Source organism: Bradyrhizobium sp. AZCC 2262 (assembly GCF_036924535.1).
GTDB lineage: Bacteria > Pseudomonadota > Alphaproteobacteria > Rhizobiales > Xanthobacteraceae > Bradyrhizobium.
Map to the genome: position 1 here is coordinate 277,473 of NZ_JAZHRT010000001.1, position 18,200 is coordinate 295,672.

The 18,200-nt window shown below is 59.5% G+C and carries 12 protein-coding genes and 1 pseudogene; 12 read left to right on the forward strand and 1 reads right to left on the reverse strand.

The features are described from left to right. Positions 1 to 149 precede the first annotated feature (149 nt). On the forward strand, positions 150 to 6,440 hold the full coding sequence (locus V1283_RS01370) for an ATP-binding sensor histidine kinase (protein WP_334392926.1): 6,291 nt from the start codon (positions 150 to 152) through the stop codon (positions 6,438 to 6,440). Here the strand turns inward: V1283_RS01370 and V1283_RS01375 are convergent. Beyond that, complete coding sequence (locus V1283_RS01375; RefSeq protein WP_334384661.1) at positions 6,406 to 6,795, reverse strand: response regulator transcription factor; 390 nt, start codon at positions 6,793 to 6,795, stop codon at positions 6,406 to 6,408. The two genes, V1283_RS01370 and V1283_RS01375, sit on opposite strands and share 35 nt — an antisense overlap. A gap of 581 nt (positions 6,796 to 7,376) precedes the next feature. On the opposite strand from V1283_RS01375, the gene V1283_RS01380 reads away from it, so the two are divergent. The 11 genes and pseudogenes from V1283_RS01380 to V1283_RS01430 form a co-directional block, all read left to right on the forward strand. Continuing rightward, positions 7,377 to 7,592: a hypothetical protein gene (locus V1283_RS01380; protein ID WP_334384662.1), complete on the forward strand. Its 216-nt coding sequence runs from the start codon at positions 7,377 to 7,379 to the stop codon at positions 7,590 to 7,592. A gap of 232 nt (positions 7,593 to 7,824) precedes the next feature. Further along, complete coding sequence (locus V1283_RS01385) at positions 7,825 to 8,460, forward strand: response regulator transcription factor (protein WP_334392927.1); 636 nt, start codon at positions 7,825 to 7,827, stop codon at positions 8,458 to 8,460. A gap of 230 nt (positions 8,461 to 8,690) precedes the next feature. Beyond that, positions 8,691 to 9,152: a winged helix-turn-helix domain-containing protein gene (locus tag V1283_RS01390; protein WP_334384663.1), complete on the forward strand. Its 462-nt coding sequence runs from the start codon at positions 8,691 to 8,693 to the stop codon at positions 9,150 to 9,152. Next, positions 9,118 to 11,001, forward strand: coding sequence for an FUSC family protein (locus V1283_RS01395; RefSeq protein WP_334384664.1), 1,884 nt, complete (start codon positions 9,118 to 9,120; stop codon positions 10,999 to 11,001). The genes V1283_RS01390 and V1283_RS01395 overlap by 35 nt, the downstream gene beginning before the upstream one ends. After that, positions 11,001 to 11,204, forward strand: a complete 204-nt coding sequence (locus V1283_RS01400) for a DUF1656 domain-containing protein (RefSeq protein WP_334384665.1) — start codon at positions 11,001 to 11,003, stop codon at positions 11,202 to 11,204. Before V1283_RS01395 ends, V1283_RS01400 begins: the two co-directional genes overlap by 1 nt. A gap of 12 nt (positions 11,205 to 11,216) precedes the next feature. Next, positions 11,217 to 12,410, forward strand: a complete 1,194-nt coding sequence (locus V1283_RS01405; protein WP_334384666.1) for an HlyD family secretion protein — start codon at positions 11,217 to 11,219, stop codon at positions 12,408 to 12,410. A gap of 242 nt (positions 12,411 to 12,652) precedes the next feature. Beyond that, on the forward strand, positions 12,653 to 12,961 hold the full coding sequence (locus tag V1283_RS01410) for a hypothetical protein (protein ID WP_334384667.1): 309 nt from the start codon (positions 12,653 to 12,655) through the stop codon (positions 12,959 to 12,961). Positions 12,962 to 13,141: 180 nt separating this feature from the next. Next, entirely contained in the window at positions 13,142 to 13,375 is a 234-nt protein-coding gene (locus tag V1283_RS01415) for a DUF6894 family protein (protein ID WP_334384668.1), read from the forward strand. Between the two features lie 303 nt (positions 13,376 to 13,678). After that, positions 13,679 to 14,908, forward strand: a complete 1,230-nt coding sequence (hemA, locus tag V1283_RS01420) for a 5-aminolevulinate synthase (protein WP_334384669.1) — start codon at positions 13,679 to 13,681, stop codon at positions 14,906 to 14,908. A 1,820-nt stretch (positions 14,909 to 16,728) separates the two neighbouring features. Continuing rightward, positions 16,729 to 17,478 carry a hypothetical protein gene (locus tag V1283_RS01425; RefSeq protein ID WP_334384670.1) on the forward strand — a complete coding sequence of 250 codons (750 nt, stop codon included), beginning with the start codon at positions 16,729 to 16,731 and terminating at the stop codon, positions 17,476 to 17,478. A 245-nt stretch (positions 17,479 to 17,723) separates the two neighbouring features. Further along, positions 17,724 to 18,173: pseudogene (locus V1283_RS01430) on the forward strand (YeiH family protein); the annotation flags it as partial. Positions 18,174 to 18,200: the final 27 nt, after the last annotated feature.

Sequence of the window (18,200 nt, forward strand, 5' to 3'; positions counted from 1 at the left end):
CCAAATTGCTGCTAAGGGGAGGGCGGACGGCTGGCGTTTCTCAGCCGATCGGGTACGATTTCTGCGGGCCGCATAGGGCCGCGCCCATGGCGCACATGAAGCTTGGCTGGACGAACTCAATTTGGAGTTCGAATGCCGGAGGCTCACAAATGGTGCCGCATTCGCTGAACGTTGCGTACTCGGACGGCGAATCTCAGGTCTTGTGGGAGGACGGCGAACGCGTGTTTCGCCGCGGCTGGCGGCTGGGCGACGACGGCAAGCGTCGCTCCGTGCTGCTTGTTGTTCCTGCCGCCGACTACCCGTCCCGCTCTAACCTCGATCGGCTCACCCACGAATACGAACTAAAGGACGAACTCGATAGGGCGTGGGCAGTGCGCCCGCTGGACCTCGTACGCGACACTGGTCGCACGATACTGGTGCTCGAAGATGAGGGAAGTGAGCCGTTCGACCGGCTGCTCGGTGCGCCGATGGAGGTGGGACGCTTCTTGCGCCTCGCCATTCCTGTCGCGGCAGCTCTTGGCAGACTTCACCAGCGTGGGCTCGTCCACAAAGACATCAAGCCGGCCAACATCCTGCGCAACGACGCAACCGGCGAGGTGCGCTTGACCGGGTTCGGCATCGCCTCGCGCTTCGCGCGCGAGCGTCAGTCGCCTCACCCTCCCGAGACGATCGCCGGCACGCTGGCCTACATGGCCCCCGAACAGACCGGACGGATGAATCGGTCCATCGATTCCCGCAGCGACCTTTACGCGCTTGGCGTCACATTCTACCAAATGCTCACCGGTGTACTGCCCTTCAATGCTGCCGACCCGATGGAATTGATTCACTACCACATCGCGCGCCAGCCGGTGCCACCCTGCGAGAGCGTCCCGAGTTTGCCAAGGGTCATCTCTGATATCGTGATGAAGCTGCTCGCCAAATCAGCCGAAGATCGCTACCAGACTGCCACGGGGATCGCCCATGATCTGCGACACTGCCTAACCGAATGGGAAACGCGGGGTCTTGTCGATTGCTTTCCACTTGGCCAACAGGACGCAGCTGACCGACTGCTGATCCCGGAGAAGCTGTATGGACGGACGAGCGAGATCGAGACGTTGCTGGCCGCGTTCGACCGTGTCGTTCAGGGCGGCGCACCGGAACTGGTGCTTGTGTCAGGCTATTCGGGGATTGGCAAGTCCGTCGTTGTAAACGAACTGCACAAGGTATTGGTCCCGCAGCGCGGCCTGTTTGCTACAGGTAAGTTCGATCAGTACAAGCGCGATATTCCCTATTCCACATTGGCGCAGGCTTTTCAGGGCCTTGTCCGCCCGCTCTTGGCGAAGCGCGACGTCGAACTCGGATACTGGCGTGATGCTTTCCGTGAATCCATGGGTCCACATGGCCAACTAATGGTCGACCTGGTCCCGGACTTGAAGCTTATCATCGGGGAACAGGAGCCGCTCCCTGAGCTGCCACCCCAGGACGCGCAACGACGTTTTTTCCTTGTGTTTAGGCGTTTCCTGGCTGTGTTAGCTCGCTCCGAACATCCCCTGGCTCTGTTCCTCGACGACCTTCAATGGCTCGACGCAGCCACGCTCGAACTGCTCGAACATCTGCTGACCGAAGTGGGTGTACGGCATTTGCTGCTGATCGGCGCATATCGAGACAACGAGGTTACCCCAGCCCATCCACTCATGCGAACGTTGGATCGGATCCGAAGCGCTGGAGCGCAAGTGCAGGAGATCGTCCTCGCCCCCTTCGCCAACAAACATGTCGTCGATTTAATCGCGGACTCGATCCGTTGTGACCGCCACGACGTGGCCCCGCTGGCGGCACTGGTGCATGCGAAAACGGCCGGTAATCCATTCTTCGTCGTCCAGTTTCTTTCCGCACTGGTCGAAGAGGGTTTGCTCACTTTCGATCACAGCTCGGCGAACTGGTCCTGGGACCTGGCCGGTATTCACGGCAAGGGCTACACGGACAATGTCGTCGACCTCATGATCGGCAAGCTGAGCCGTCTGCCTGCGAGCACTCAAAAGATCCTGCAGCGGCTCGCCTGTCTGGGCAGCACCGCCGAGTTCGCGCAGCTGGCAATGGTCCGCGAGGAATCGGACGAGGAGTTGCGCCACAATCTACAGGAAGCGCTTCGATCCGAACTCGTGCTCCATTCGGGAAGCAGCTATCGTTTCCTTCACGATCGTGTTCAGGAAGCGGCCTATTCCCTGATTCCCGAGGCAAGGCGCGCCGAGGCACATCTCCGAATTGGGAGGCTGTTGGCCGTTCATACTGCTCCGGAGGAGCGGGAAGAGGCGATCTTCGAAATCGTCAATCAACTCAATCGCGGTGCTACGCTGATAGCGGAGCGAATCGAAAAGGAGCAGCTTGCGGATTTCAATCTGATGGCAGGTAAGCGCGCCAAAGCCTCCACGGCCTATGTTTCGGCATTGCGCTATTTCATTGCGGGCGCGGCAGTCATGCCAGACGACGCATGGGAGCGGCGGCCGGACCTCATGTTCGCGCTGGAGCTGCATCGAGCCGAATGCGAGTTTCTGACCGGCGCATTAACGGTGGCGGAGGAACGCTTGACGATGTTGACGTCCCGCGCCGCCACGATCGTCGATCATGCGGCGCTCGCCGGCTTACGCATCGAGCTATATTTGACAGCGAACGACGTTGGCCGGGCGGTCGAAGTCTGTCTCGGTTATCTCCGTCATCTGGGCATCGAGTGGTCGGCCCATCCGACGGCAGATGAGGCGCGACAGGAATACGAGCGTATCTGGTCGCTACTCGAAGGGCGCGAGATAGAAGCCCTCGTCGACTTGCCCATCATGGCTGATCCTGAGGCTTTGGGCACCATGGAGGTCCTGACCAAGGTGACGATTGCGGCGATGAATACGGATGTTAATTTATATGGTCTTGTTGTTTGCCGAATGGTCAATCTCAGCCTTGAACACGGCAATAACGAAGCTTCCTGCGTCGCTTACGTCTGCGTGGGCGCAATCGCCGAACGCGTTTTTGGTCAGTACAAGGCCGGTTTTCGCTTCGGCCAGCTAGGGTATGACCTGGTCGAGCGGCGCTCTCTGAAGAGATTCCAGGTGCGGACATACCTGGATTTCGTTGTTCTCATCATCCCGTGGACCAAACATCTGCGAACCGGGCAAGATTTGTTCCGTCGAGTTTTCGATGCCGCCAATGATGTCGGCGAGATCATGTATGCGACATATGCGTGCCTCAACCTGAACCACAGGCTTCTGGCTATAGGCGATCCGCTCCCCGACGTGCAGCGCGAAGCCGAGAAAGGCTTGGAGTTTACGCAGAAAGCTGGTGTCACTCCAATAGTCGATGTGATCGCGACGCAACTTGCGTTCATCCGCAATCTTCGCGGCTTTACGACGAGTTTCGGCTGCTTCGACGACGGGAAATTCAATGAACTTGAATTCGAAGGCCGGTCGCATCCACCAACCACGGCTTGTTGGTATTGGGCACGAAAGCTTCAGGCGCGCGTACTTGCCGGCGACTATGCGGCGGCCGCTGATGCATGGCTGAAGGCGAAAGAGTTGCTGTGGGCATCGCCGTCGTTTTTCGAAGCAGCGGAAGCTCGCTTCTATGGCGCGCTAAGCCAGGCGGCGTCCAGCGATCGCGCATCGCCCGACGACATCAGGCAGCGCGTCCAGGCAGTAAGCGTGGAATACAGGATGCTCGCGGAATGGGCGGAGAACTGCTCGGAAAATTTTGAAAGCCGAACCGCTATCGTCGGCGCCGAGATGGCTCGAATCGAAAATCGGGAGCTCGACGCAGAGCGCCTTTACGAAAAGGCGATCCGTTCGGCACGTACGAATGGCTTCGTGCACATCGAAGGACTCGCCAACGAGTTGGCCGCCCGTTTCTACGCCGCGCGCGACGTCGAGACGATCGCAAACGCCTATCTGCGGGAGGCCCGGTCCTGCTACCTGCGTTGGGGCGCCGACGGCAAGGTCCGGCAGCTCGACCAGCTGCACCCGTCGCTGAGGCAGGACCAGCACGCACCGGGTCTCACGGGCACAATCGAGGCGCCGGTCGACCATCTCGATCTCGCGACGATCGTCGAGGTCTCGCAAGCCCTCTCTGGCGAGATAGTCGTGGACAGGCTGATCGATAGGTTCATGCGAGCGGCCATCGAGCACGCCGGCGCCGAGCGCGCCGTTCTGGTTGCCGTACGGGATGAGGAGCTGCGAACTTCCGCGGAGGCAGTCGTGCGCGGAAATGAGATCACCCTGCAAGTGCGGCAACATCCTGCGAGCGATGTAGCAGCGCTGCCTGAGTCACTCGTTCTCTACTCGATACGTACGCGGGAGCCGGTTGTTCTGGGTGACGCCGTTTCGAGGAGTTCGTTTTCCGCCGATCCTTACATTGTGAAGTATCGCGTCCACTCTGTTCTCTGTCTGCCATTGATCAATCAGGGAAAGCTCATCGGTATTCTCTACCTTGAAAACAACCTGACGCCGCACGCTTTCACTCCAGACCGGGTAACCATGCTGAAGGTGCTGGCGTCGCAGGCGGCGATCTCGCTCGAGAACACGCAGCTTTATCGCGATCTTGCGGATCGCGAAGGCAAGATCCGGCGTCTTGTCGATGCCAATATCATTGGGATCATCGTTGCCGATGCCGAAGGTGGGATTTTCGAAGCCAACGATGCGTTTCTCCATATCCTGGGATTTGATCGTAACGACTTTGCTTCGGGCAACGTGCGCTGGAATGAACTGACTCCGCCGGAATGGCGCGACCGCACTGCGCGCGCGCTGGAAGAATTGTTGACGACCGGCACGGCGCAACCCTTCGAGAAGGAATACTTTCGAAAAGACGGTAGCCGCGTGCCCGTGCTAATCGGCTACACGGCCTTCGAGGAAAAGAGAGACAAAGGCATCGCGTTCGTACTCGATTTGACCGAGCGCAAGCGGGCTGAGAACGCATTACGCGAGAGCGAGGAAAGGTTCCGCGACTTCGCCGAGACGGCGTCCGACTGGCTTTGGGAGATGGGGCCAGACCACAAATTGACGATGCTGACCCCGAATGCATTCGGCTCCAGTCCTTCGGCTCGGCTTGGCACCGCGGCCTGGGAGCGTGCCCTCGACCTTGAAGCCGAGCCGGAGAAGTGGCGGGCGATCCAGGCCACGATGGATTCGCATGAGCCGTTCCGCGACTTCGTCTATCTCGCCGCTGGCTTCGACGGTTCCCCGATGTATGTGAGGGCCAGTGGTAAGCCGGTGTTTAACGTCGACGGCAAATTCCTCGGCTATCGCGGCACCGGTACGGACGCGACAGTGATCATTCGCGCGCAGGAGGCACTGCGTGAAAGCGAGCGAAATTTGCGCTCGGCAATTGACGGGATACCGGGTCTCGTCGCGATCCTGGCTCCGAACGGCGACGTCGAAGCGGTAAATCGCCAAATCTTTGAGTATTGCGGCCAGTCACTGGAAGAGCTGAGGAACTGGGGCACCAACGGAACGATTCATCCTGATGACCATCCCCAGCTCGCTGAAATCTTCACAAAATCGATCGCCGCCGGCATTCCCTACAGGACCGAGGCACGCGTCAGGCGCTTCGACGGCCAATATCGCTGGTTCGAGATCCGTGGCATTCCGGTCAGGGAGGCCTCCTCCGACCGTATTGTTCGCTGGTATTCCCTGCTGACCGACACAGAAGATCGCACACAGGCGTTGGCGCGGTTGCAGCAGATGCAGTCGGATTTTGCTCACATGAACCGCGTGAGCATGATGGGAGAATTGGCAGCCTCGCTCTCTCATGAGATCGCGCAACCGATCGCCAGCGCGCGCAACAACGCCCGGGCGGCCCAGAATTTTCTGGAGAGGCAGCCGCAAGACATGGGCGAGGTGAGGGAAGCACTCTCTTGCGTCGTTGGCGACGCAGATCGGGCTGGAGAAATCATCGATCGCATCCGGGAGCAAATCAAGAAGGCGCCGCCGCGAAAGGAGTGTTTTGATCTCAACGCGGCAATCGACGAAGTGATCGCATTGGCGCAAAGCGTGACGCTCAGGGATGGCATTTCGGTCCAGACCCGGCTTGCGGAGGGGTTGCTTTCGGTTCTGGGGGACCGCGTTCAGCTGCAGCAGGTCTTGCTGAATCTGATTCTGAATGCGGCTGAAGCAATGAGCTCGGTTGAAGAGGGAGCAAGGGAGCTGGTGATCAGCACCGAGCATCATCTGGCGAGTGCCCTGGTGGCTGTGTGCGATTCCGGGCCGGGCATTGGTCCGGCGCACCTCGATCGGGTCTTCGACGCTTTTTACACCACGAAATCCAGTGGAACCGGCATGGGGCTGTCGATCTGCCGTTCCATCATCGACGCTCATGGCGGCAAGCTGTGGGCGGAAGCGAATGATCCGCGCGGAGCTGCATTCAAGTTCAAATTGCCCGATGCCGAAAGAGAGCTCACGACTCCTGCTCAGGCGAGCCAGCGGAGCTGAGAGCCTCGCGAACGCATCGTGTGAGATGCTCCTCATCCACCGGCTTGCGCAGGTAGCACAAAGCCCCATCGTTCAGGGCGCGAGCCCGGTCAACATCAGTGGGAAACGCAGTCACGAAGATTGTCGGAACCGCGTGGCCCGTGTCGATGAGGCGCCGATAGAGTTCGAGCCCGGTCATCTCGGGCATATGGATGTCGGCGATCATGCAGGCTGTTTCTGCAAGGCGAGGGGACGCAAGAAATTCCGCTGCAGACGCGAATATGTCGGCAGTAAAGCCCAGCGATCTCATCAGCCTGCACATGGACTCACGAAAAAACCGATCATCATCGACGACCGAAACCAGTACCTTTTTCATCATGCCGCCTTGGCCATTCGCTGGACCGCCGTGCGGGCAGCCAAACTATGCCGACGCTCCGCCTGGAATTCTCTATCTCTGCGAGAATGCCACCAGTGCTGCGCCAGAGCCCCATAAATTTTGGCTTATCTTGACGACGATTGCGAACTGAGCCGCCATGACTTCTGACCAGGACTTTGGCTGAACGAACGGGGCGCCGGTACGCCCGGCGGCCTAAGTTCCACGTCCGAGCGTCATAAGCCTTCGTATCGTCGTCTTGCGCCTTTGGATGCCCGCCGTCGACCTGCGCTCAATTGAGGTGTCGGTGACGATCCTCCTAGTCTGCATGTGTTGGAAATGCGCACAGGCCAAAAGGAGATGACAATGGCTTACCGATTGGAAAGTCACGGGTCTGACAGGACCGCGCGATGCGCAATCTGTGATGGCAAGTTCGGTCTCGTGCGGCATTATTCGTGGCGAACTGGGCTTTGCTCCAGGAACTGCGTCGATCGCTTCAGAGCACGGCGCCAAAGTGACCGCAATTGGATGGGCTGGCTCCAGGCCGCTTTCGACCAGTCGACCGAAAACCGCGCGAGGGCATCATGACGTTTGAAATCTCACGGCGAGGCAAGCAATATCTGAGAACGGCAGAGACTTTGCTCCGCACAGCCCAAACCATGACCGACCGAGTGGTTGCGACTCAGCTCAAGGCCCTTGCCGACGACTACGAGCGCCGAGCTGAGAAGGCTTCGCTCGTTGATGCAGCCAAGGTATTGGCTCAATCGGCAACAAGCGCTGAACCCGAGTGGCTTGCGTGAGCTGATCGGCAGCCTCGCTCCACAGCTATCGGGCCTAGCGTATTCGAACTTCGAAAAGTCGACCAGCGCATCGGGCGGAAGCGACTGTGCCAGCGCGTAAACTTTGGTTTACCCGCGCGCATGCTCTGGGAAAAAAGGGACTGTTCAGGTTCCCGGATTGGGACTAGAAATGGGCGATCGGCCGCATACCAGGACACAGGCTGATTTTCGCGATCCCTTCCGAGCAGCAGCGATGTCTGACGCAACCTCCACCGTGTTGGTCATCGACGACGATCCGGACCTCCGCGCGTCGGTCGGACGGCTGCTGCGATCGCTCGGCATCAATTTTCAGCTATTTGCGTCCATTTCCGAATTTCTCAAGTCCGATCTCCCGGATTGCCCCACCTGCCTGGTGCTCGACATCAGAATGCCCGGCCAAAGCGGCCTCGATCTTCAGCGCGAGCTTGCTGCGGCGAACAGGGAGATTCCGATCATCTTCGTCACCGGACACGGCGACATACCGATGTCCGTGCAGGCAATGAAAGGGGGCGCGATCGAGTTCTTGACCAAGCCGTTCCGGGATCAGGAACTCCTCGACGCCATTCAGCTCGGTCTGTCTCGCGATCGTGCACGGCGGGAAAGTGACAGGGACCTGGCAGGGCTGCGGGAGCGCTTTGCCTCGCTGAGCCCCAGGGAGCGCGAGATTGTGATTCAGGTCGCGCGTGGCCGTTTGAGCAAACAGATTGCCCATGAGATCGGCATCGCCGAAGCCACGGTGAAGGTGCATCGTAGCAGGGCGATGCAGAAGATGCAGGCCGGTTCGCTTCCAGAACTCGGCCGGATGGCTGACAAACTGAAGCTGGTGCTCGACGCGCCGCAACGCTCCTGAGCTACACCTTTGCGCGACGCGCAATTGTGAACAGGCGGACCACGGGCAGGGACGCTCCTCATTGGGCTATCCCTGCAAGGCGCCGCGATCTGTAAATTTAGGTTTAGCTAACGCAGCCAAATTTGTCCTTGCGCTCCACCCTCGCACAATAGCCCACCGGACTCCAAACCATCAAATTGCCCTCACGAGCATTTGCCGGGAATAGCCCTGCCAGAGCACGCGAGGTCATGATGCGAGCACTAGGATCGACTTCAGATTTTGAGCGTTTGACGCAATTTGATCCCGAAACGGGATTTGATGCGAGAAGCACCTTTCAAACGCGTGATTTGGACAAGCCATTCATCGAGAAGCAGGCCGGCACCGCTCCAGCCAGAGTTTCGTTCGGACCATTCTGCCTGCTTCCGACGCAGTTTCTATTGCGGGAGGGCGACAAGCCCGTAGCTCTCGGAAGCCGGGCTCTGCAGATCCTGATCGCTTTGCTTGAACGACGCGGTGAGTTGGTCAGCAAGCAGGATTTGATGGCTCGCGTTTGGCCCAATATTTTCGTCGAGCCTGCCAACCTCACGGTCCATATGTCTGCGCTGCGTCGCGCGCTGCGTGACGGCCGGGACGGGCATCGGTTTATCGTCAACATCCCCGGACGTGGCTACTGTTTCGTTGCCGCGATCGATGTGTCGGAACACGAGAACTGAGCGCAATTGGCCAAGCATCCGCAGAGGTATCGCCATGATCGCGACAACAGCAGAGCAGCCATTCACTGTAGCGAAGATTCCCGTCAGTTCCTGGGGCTTCGCCATTCGCGTCTGGCTGGCGACGATCTTGGCCCTGTTCGTAAGTTTCTGGCTGCAGCTTGAAGCGCCGACGACGTCAGCGCTTACAGTTGCAGTTCTTGCCGAACCAACCCGCGGTCAGGCGCTGGACAAGGCAGCTTTTCGCCTGCTTGCCACTGTCATCGGCGTGACGGCATCAATCGCAATCACCGGTGTGTTCTCGCAGTCGAGGGATCTGATCCTCGCGGCGTTCGCGGTGTGGCTAGGCATTTGTGTCTTTGCAGCAAGGCTTTTGGACGGCTATCGGGCCTATGCAGCGGTGCTGTCAGGCTACACGGTGGGACTTATTGCGGTACAGCAGATTGATCACCCGCAGCACGTGTTTGAGTCCGGCATGGCGCGTGGCGCCGCGATCACGGTCGGCATTCTCTCGATAGCAGTGGTAAATACGTTGATATTTGCCTCCGACCGTCAACCGGGCATGCTCGCACAGCTGACGGCGATTCATCGTCGCGTTCGCGAATATGCAAGTGCAGCCTTCGGCCGTGAACCAGCCAATTCGGCTGCATTCCTGACGCTGCTGCGGGAAATCATGGCGCTCCGGCCAGCGATCGCGAGCGTAGCTTTGGAATCGAGCGGCGGCTCCGTCAGGAGCGCTGCTGCGCGCAGCGCGGCGGTCGCGCTAGTCGCCAAGTTGCAGGCTACGCGGCTTAAAGGTGATCTCGAGAGCAAAGCTTCGGGCTGGGCAGCCAGGGAATTGCGGCGCCGGGATGTCGAGGTTCGCCAGGATCTGGCAGCCCTGAGGTCCGCGAGATGGCCATTGCGGGTCTGGCGGGCGCCCCTGCATAGATCCTGGCGGACGGCAGCCGAAGGTGGTGTTCGCGCCGCCGCATGGATTGCAATCGCATCGACGTTTTATGTTTGGGCAGGATGGCCCGCAGCAAGCTTTTCGCTGTCCTTCGTGGCGCTGGTTACCGGACTGGGCACCACAACTCCGAATCCGCGCGGCTTTACTGCTATCGCGCTTGCCGGTACACCGGCTGCGGCTGTGCTGGCCGGTATACTCGAGTTCATCGTCCTCAATGGCGCCGATGCCTTTCCTGTGCTGGCCGTCGGTCTTGCTCCCTTTACGATCGGCGCAGCACTTCTCCTGACCTTCAGGAATTTTATCTGGGCAGGGCTCGGTCGCCTCATTCTCACTTTCACCATGGTCTTGCTGGCGCCAAGCAATCCGCAGACCTACAATCCGCAGAGCTTTCTCGTCACCACTCTACTCGTTGTCGTGGCCGCGATGCTCCTGCTTGCGGCACAGACGCTGATTCCGCCCGTCTCCGATGAAAAGCGCAGGATGCGGCTGCTCGCAGACGCTCGCAGTGAGCTGTTGAAACACGGCCATGCGAATGGAGAAGCTCCTGAGGAAGCAATGTTGCGGGACGCCTCGCGAATCGAACAGTTTATCGCTGCCGGAGGAGCGCAGGACAATCGCGCCCTCGCGGAAATGCTCTCTTGCTTCGACCAATCAGCGACATTCCGGCTTTGCGATGTGAAGTTGATGCAGTTTGCCGCTGGGCCACTTGCATCGCTGGCAGACGAAGCCCGCGCGGCAATCGTCACGCGAGATACGGCCACCTTGCGCGCCATTGCGCCCAAGTTTCGCGAACAGGCTCCGCAGAAAGACTCGACCGAGGCAGATGTTGCTGCGTGCCTTGTCCTGGCCAGCAACATCCTTGAGCGGGGCAGCGGCGTCGCTTGCCCAGGGAAGGCAGCCTGATGGCACACACCTTTCCAGAGCTGGTCATCGGGGGTGTCCTGTTGGCACCGTTTGTAACTTATTTGCTGGTGACTCTCGTCATCATCATTGTCCTCCGACCGCTTCTGCTCGTCGTCGGCTTTGCGAAGGTGTTCAGTCGCCCCTCGATTGCAGAGCTGAGTCTCGGCGTGACTATTCTCGGCTTATTGATGCTGTTGTTCTAGAGGAGATGTGCCATGGATACGGCCGTTCACGACGAGACTGTTCAACAAGACAAGATGCAGACAATCGTGACCCGCTCGCCACCAACTGTCGATGACGCATCGGCTCGCCAAGCCGGAGAGGTTGACGACGTTGCGAGAAGAGCATCGGAAAGTTCTCCAGGCGACAGACCGATCGTCTCGTCCTCGGGAAAGCACAAGGCACGGCGGCGAAGCGGCGCCCTGCGAACCGTGCGGTTCGTGCTGCGCAAGGTAGCAACAGCTGGGATCGCAGTCGTTGCGGTGGCGGTCGCTCTCGTGACCTGGGACCAGTATAACGCCGGGCCCTGGACGCGGAATGGGCGAGTGCGAGTTCATGTTGCAAGTGTAGCGCCGCAGATTTCCGGTCAAATCAGGGAATTGCGAATTGCGGACAACCAATTCGTCCACAAGGGTGACATTTTGTATGTGATCGAACCATTCGATTTTGAGGCCGCACTCCGTGCGCACAAAGCGACATTGCAGCAAAAGATAGCCGATCTGAACGTGAAGCAATTGCAGTCCGAGCGCCGGAACCGCTTATCAGATCTATCTGCCTCCGTTGAACAGAAGCAAGTTTACGAGGGAAGTGCGCTTCAGGCGAAAGCGGCCGTAGACGCGGTTCAAGAGCAAGTATCACAGGCGGAGATCAACCTGCAGCGTACTGAAGTGCGTAGTCCGGTGAATGGAATCGTTACAAATCTCTTGCTGCGAGAGGGAGACTACGCGCATCAAGGTGCCACCAATGTCTCGATCATCGACGCGGATAGCTATTGGGTCGATGGCTATTTCGAGGAAACGAAGCTGGCACGGCTGTGCGTGGGTGACCGTGCCGAGGCTAAACTGATGGGCTATTCCGCGCCTATCATAGGCCACATCGCAACAGTGACGCGGGGCATTAGCGTGTCCAACGCCGCGGCTTCCACGCAAGGGTTGCCCAACGTTGATCCGGTCTACACCTGGGTACGGCTGGCGCAACGGGTGCCAGTCCGGATTGCGATCGACGACGTTCCGGCTGGCGTGCCGCTGGTGTCGGGCTTGACCGCAACCGTCACGATCCGAAATGGCAAGGGCGGTGCGAGCGAAACGCTCTTGCAAAGAGCTCGCGCGGAACTCGAGACGAGCTTTTTCGGATTGATCGGCGGAGCTCAGGCGCGGCCGGGCTGCATTCCCAGTCCTTCGTCTCCATAGCGATAGAACGCGGTCATTAGCTGGAAGTACAGGCGACCGTGTCCGCTGTCGACTGAGTTTGGTGCCGCGACTCGCCGAGAGGCGGTGGCCCCTCCACCGCATCCGAATCGTTGTTCGTCCTTCCTGAGCCAAGGTTTATGTGCCGCAACCACAAGCCGTACTCGGAACGACTCCCGTGCAATAGAACATGGACCCGCAGAACTTTAATCTCCTTACAACAACTCGCTCTGTGGAGTTCGATCATGAGGAGAATCGCCGTTCTCATCGCTTCTGCCGCGATCAACGCGTCCGCGATTCCTGCGGTTGCGGCGGAATGTACGTCGATCAAGGACATCGACGCCTCTCGCTCACGTTGGGAGATGGTGCGCAGCCAACCAGCCAAAGCAGCGGTCAAGGAGGACACCTGCCGCGCCTACGCCGCCTCATTCTACGAGTCGGTGACGCTTCGGGATGCCGCGGCGAGGTGCGCCGTCGACGCGCGAAATCTGGCTGTGCTTGACTCCGAAATCAACGCTTTCAACGACCTGTTGGCGACGAAGTGTGGCGGTTGAACGTGCTCCAGGCGAATGGGATCCACGAGGTGCACAAATGATCCTGTTTCCGCTGATGAACCTCTGGATGTGGTTTCGCATCCTCGAAGCATCACCGAATCTGGCTTTCGTACCGCGTCGACGACGACGCCAGCTACGCTGAGATCTGTTGGTTACACGTCCATTTGAAGGAGGTTGAGAATGACCCAGGTGTTTTTCCACTGCTCCAACACGAAGAAGGTTTTCCTCGATCACAGCGGCGCCGTGGTGGACGACCTCGCTGAGGCGCGCGATCATGCGACCCGCGTCGTGCAATCCTTCACCAACGGGCGAAGCTCCGAGGATTGGCGGGATTGGGTTCTGCATGTCAGCGACGATCAGGGCGATGAGCTCTTCGTTGTGCCCTTCAGTTTCGTTCTCGGCAAGCCGCATTGATGGTTGTGTCGATCGACATCAGTGCGTTCGAGGCACTGTGTAAGCATTCGCCACGATTTGCTGAGATTTGGACTGCTTCACTCGCACTGACATTTCTTGTCGAATATCGATTGCCTTGCGGAGGCAGACAGCTCCGCAAACGCGTGGCCCCGGCGCTCCTCCCTCCGTCGTGGCTCCCTGCGGCCGGTCCTCTCCCCGAAGGACCGGCCGCCTCCTTCAGGGCCCGACAGGCAATAGCGGGGAGCGGTGATTTGGGTCGGGGAAGGTCGATCGTTGAGCACAGACCGGACGGAGATTTTGCTCGTGACCTATGATCATTGTTTTTCTGCGGCGCTTACTCGCCTGCACGACGAACGGCGCTACCGCGTGTTCGCCGATCTAGAGCGCGTTGCCGGGCGCTTCCCGCATGCAATATGGCATTCCCCGGATGGGCCGCGCCCGGTCGTGATCTGGTGCTCGAACGATTACCTTGGCATGGGCCAGCATCCGAAAGTGATCGGAGCCATGGTCGAAACCGCCACGCGTATGGGTGCTGGTGCGGGCGGTACCCGCAACATTTCCGGCACCAACCACCCGCTAGTCGAGTTGGAGCGCGAACTCGCCGACCTGCACGGCAAGGAAGCGGCGCTGGTCTTCACCTCGGGCTATGTGTCCAATGAGACCGGCATCGCGACTATCGCAAAATTGCTTCCAAACTGTGTGATCCTGTCGGATGCCTGGAACCATAATTCGATGATTGAGGGCGTGCGGCGTGCCGGCGTGGAAAAGAAGATCTGGCGCCATAATGACGTCGGTCATCTCGAAGAACTGCTGGCGGCGGAGCCTCCGGGTCGGCCGAAGCTGATCGTATTCGAGGCTCTCTACTCGATGGACGGCGACATTGCGCCGGTGAACCGCATCTGCGACCTCGCGGAGCGCTACGGCGCTATGACCTACATTGATGAGGTTCATTCGGCGGGCATGTACGGCCGGGGCGGCGCCGGCATCGCCGCGCGGGAAGGGGCCTTGCATCGCATCGACGTAGTCGAGGGCACGCTGGCGAAGGCATTCGGCTGCCTGGGCGGCTACATCGCGGGAAGTGCCGACGTTATCGATGCGGTGCGCTCCTACGCGCCGGGGTTCATTTTCACCACTGCACTACCGCCGGCGATCTGTGCCGCGGCCACCGCGGCGATCCGGCACCTCAAGGTTTCGCAATGGGAGCGTGACCGCCATCAGGAACGCGCCGCGCGGGTAAAGTCCGTACTCAATGCAGCCGGGCTGCCGGTGATGCCCAGTGAGACGCACATTGTACCGGTGATGGTAGGTGATCCGGAGAAGTGCAAGAAAGCGAGCGATCTCCTGCTCGCCGAGTACGGCATCTACGTCCAGCCGATCAACTATCCAACCGTCCCGCGCGGCACGGAACGGCTGCGCATCACGCCGGCGCCTTATCACGATGACAAGCTAATTGACGCGCTTGCTGAGGCATTAGTCGATGTTTGGGGCCGGATCGAATTGCCGCTTCGATACCACGCGCTCGCGGCAGAGTGATCGTGCCGCATCGGCATACGCCGCACTGAGGTTGGCAAGCCGCATTGAGAGCACATTTTCATCGAAGCAAATGACCAAAGCAACATGGAGCACACAATGAGAAAGCTTTTCACATATCCGATAGCCGCAAGTTGCCTGGTCGCCTTCGTATCGGTCGCACAAGCCCGCTCTGCGTACGACGGTCCCTGAGACCTTCTCTTCGTGACGCAAAGAGGCGCGTGCGATCCGACCTATAATTTCTCCGTCAACATCACTGACGGCGTCGTCACGCATCCCAACCTCGTGAGGTTCAGGGGCCATGTGGCGCGCTCGGGCGCTGTCCGCGCCTCAGTGACGGTGCCGGACAAATATGCATCCGGCGCAGGTCGACTCTCAAGCAATTCCGGTCGCGGGACATGGAACGGCTATTCGGGCGGCTCGCGTTGCTCAGGTTACTGGACCGCCCAGCGGAAATGACGTTTCATCCTCTCGATAAGCAACATATCTGAGACACCAGCGCGGTGAACTATTGTTTCCCCATGAGACGGTTTCCTAATCCGTAGGTCGTCGTTGAAAACGGGTGGTGGCGGAGCCGGCGGAAATGTACTGGGGGCGGCGCAACCGCGCCGATAAAGCGGTCAAGGCACACCCGCCCGAGCGTCCGATAACGGGCGCGACCGTCGGGGGCCGATCGACGATTGCTGCCGTGGCGCCTGCCCGGCCTATGGCTCACGATTTGCCGACTTGCCTGTTATGCCGCAGCAAGCACTCTATTCGGTGTTTCCAACCTCCAAATTCTGCCGAGCTGGGCCGGTCGACCTCACAAATCGAACGTTATCGACGTTCAGCTGGTCGCTTGAGCAAGAGAAAGGCCGGCGGGCGCTACGCCGCCGACCTTGTCTTGCGACTGCCGGCTCGTGGGTCCGGTTCCGTCGCATTCCATTTTCCTATAATCGAGTCCGATTGGTAGCGCCCAGCGTCAGGTGAAGCTATTCCACGCGCGGACAATCATGCTGTACTGAGGTAGCCTCGCACTAGGAAGTAGGGTGGTGTCGACTATCCCTTAGTTTATGGCTCGGCGGGCGGATGTCCGCTACATTTTTGATATCGACCAAATTGTTCGGTGTCGTGAAATGATGATTGTCAAAACCCATATCTGCCGAGCTCTAGGCCGGTAGACGCCGTACGTCTTCGACTCAGAAGACCGGGCAGGGTTCTTTGCGAACTAGCAAGCCCACTTGAAAGGGTGATCGGCTGATCGACCGACTTCGCTGAACGAAGTGAGACGTTCCCATCAGTCCTAACAACCAGGTAGGCAGATCCTAAACCTAGGTATTGCTCCGCTCAACTAGTGAACGTTGTGGGTCCACCTCTGTGCAATAGTTCGATCCATTTCTCCTGGTTACGCTTGGCGTGTTTCGGCTCGATGGTCGAGCGGGCTAACAGGACGGATTCAGGCGATGAGAATCGTGGATGCAGCCGCACTGTCAGGTTTTGCTCGCAACACGGCTGATGCAGCCTCCGACTTCGCCGAGGTCATCTCCAACCTGATTATGGACGGCGCGACAGCTACCGGCCGGGTCTGCACTATATGCGCGGCCCGGGCCCGAAATGGCGCGCCAAGCATTGTCGCCACGCGGCTGAGCCCACCCGATAAGCGGACCGAAAATACGAAATCATCCTCGTAAAAAGGCGTTGCTCTCTTGCCGTCTCGATCGACAGTCTCCAGGGCGGAAACCTCAAAGCGCGCCCGCACTTCCGTTCTGATCTCTGCTCACGCTCCTTGGGCAGAGATTCGGGGTTGGATACTGCTGGTTGGTGCCGCCCTTTGCATCGCATTGGTGGCCGTGCTGACCGGTTCGGCGCATGCCGGCGTCGCTCTCGAAGCACGCAAATTGCCGATGAAGTTCAGCTGGGTCTCTTGCCAGCCGAATTGCGGCGGCTGGGTCAGCGCGGTCGGCGTCGTAACTACCAACACTCCAGGAGATTTCGATGAATTCGCACGCGGCCGACAGCTCCGCGGCACGACCATCGTGCTGGATTCCAGCGGCGGTTCCGTCAACGACGCGATCGCGCTTGGACGCCGCTGGCGCAATCTCGGGGCGCTGACCACCGTCGGCACCGGCGTGCAGACCAATACCGCGCAGGAGGCTCCTGCCGACATGGCGCCGGTGGCGTATTGCGAATCGATGTGCGTGTTCCTTCTCCTGTCGGGCACGACACGTTACGTGCCAGAGACTGCCCATGTTCGGGTGCATCAGATCTGGATGGGTGACCGCGCCAATGACGCCAGGGCCGCGACCTACAGCGCAGATGATCTGATGATCGTGGAACGCGATATCGGGCGTCTCGCCAAATACACCTTCGACATGGGCGGCACAGGTGATCTGCTGTCGCTGTCGCTGAACGTGCCGCCGTGGCAAGATCTGCATGAACTGTCTCGAGAAGAATTGCGACTGACCAATCTAGTCACCACTGACATGGTTGCTCAGCCGGGCGACCTCGCGCTGGTCGAGTTGACGGCCAAACCGGCGCAGGATCGCTTCGTAAGCAGCTCGGTTAGTCAAACCCAGCGTCGGCGAATCGACTAGGTCGGCTGAAGTTATGGGGCGGAGGGGCGACGGGACGGCGGCAGCGGCTCCCGCTTGGGCAAGAGTAGCGGCTAGACCTTCGTTACGCCGGCCGCGGGTACGCAGCTCAAGCACTTTTCGGGCTACGACTGGCTGCTTCTGGCGCGAAGCGGACGTTCGGTGTTTCAGCAAACTTATGGGTTGGCTGAAGGTAACGCTGGTGATGGGGATTATGGACGGCGCCCGGTCTCGGCCACGAGCATGCAGGCATCTTCCCAGGTGGCACGATTCATGACGTGGCGCAGGTGGTCGGCGCGAGCTATAGCATGTCGAAGAAGACCGGCGACGTCGCGATGATCGTGAGGCCGTTGCGCGTCGCGATGCTGCTGCCGGTGATCCTCATCATCACCTTGTCGTACCGCAAACACCATGTCGCCGGCCCATCCGGCGCGTCGATGCCACCCCTGGTGCCCTGGTTTGTGGCAGCGTTAGCGCTGCTCGTCGCCAGCAACAGCGCTGGCGTGATCTCCGCCGGTATTCAGCACCCGCTCCAAACACTCTCCACTTGGTTGCTGGTAGTTTCCATGTCGGCGATCGGAATGAAGGCGCACCTAAAGGACTTTGCCACCGTGGGATTAAAGCCCATTCTGTTGATGGTGAGCGAGACTGTGTTTTTGGCGATCCTTGTGGTCGCGTTTATCTTCCTGGCCCGCTGAGGGGTGCAGGACGTCGACAAGGGTTGC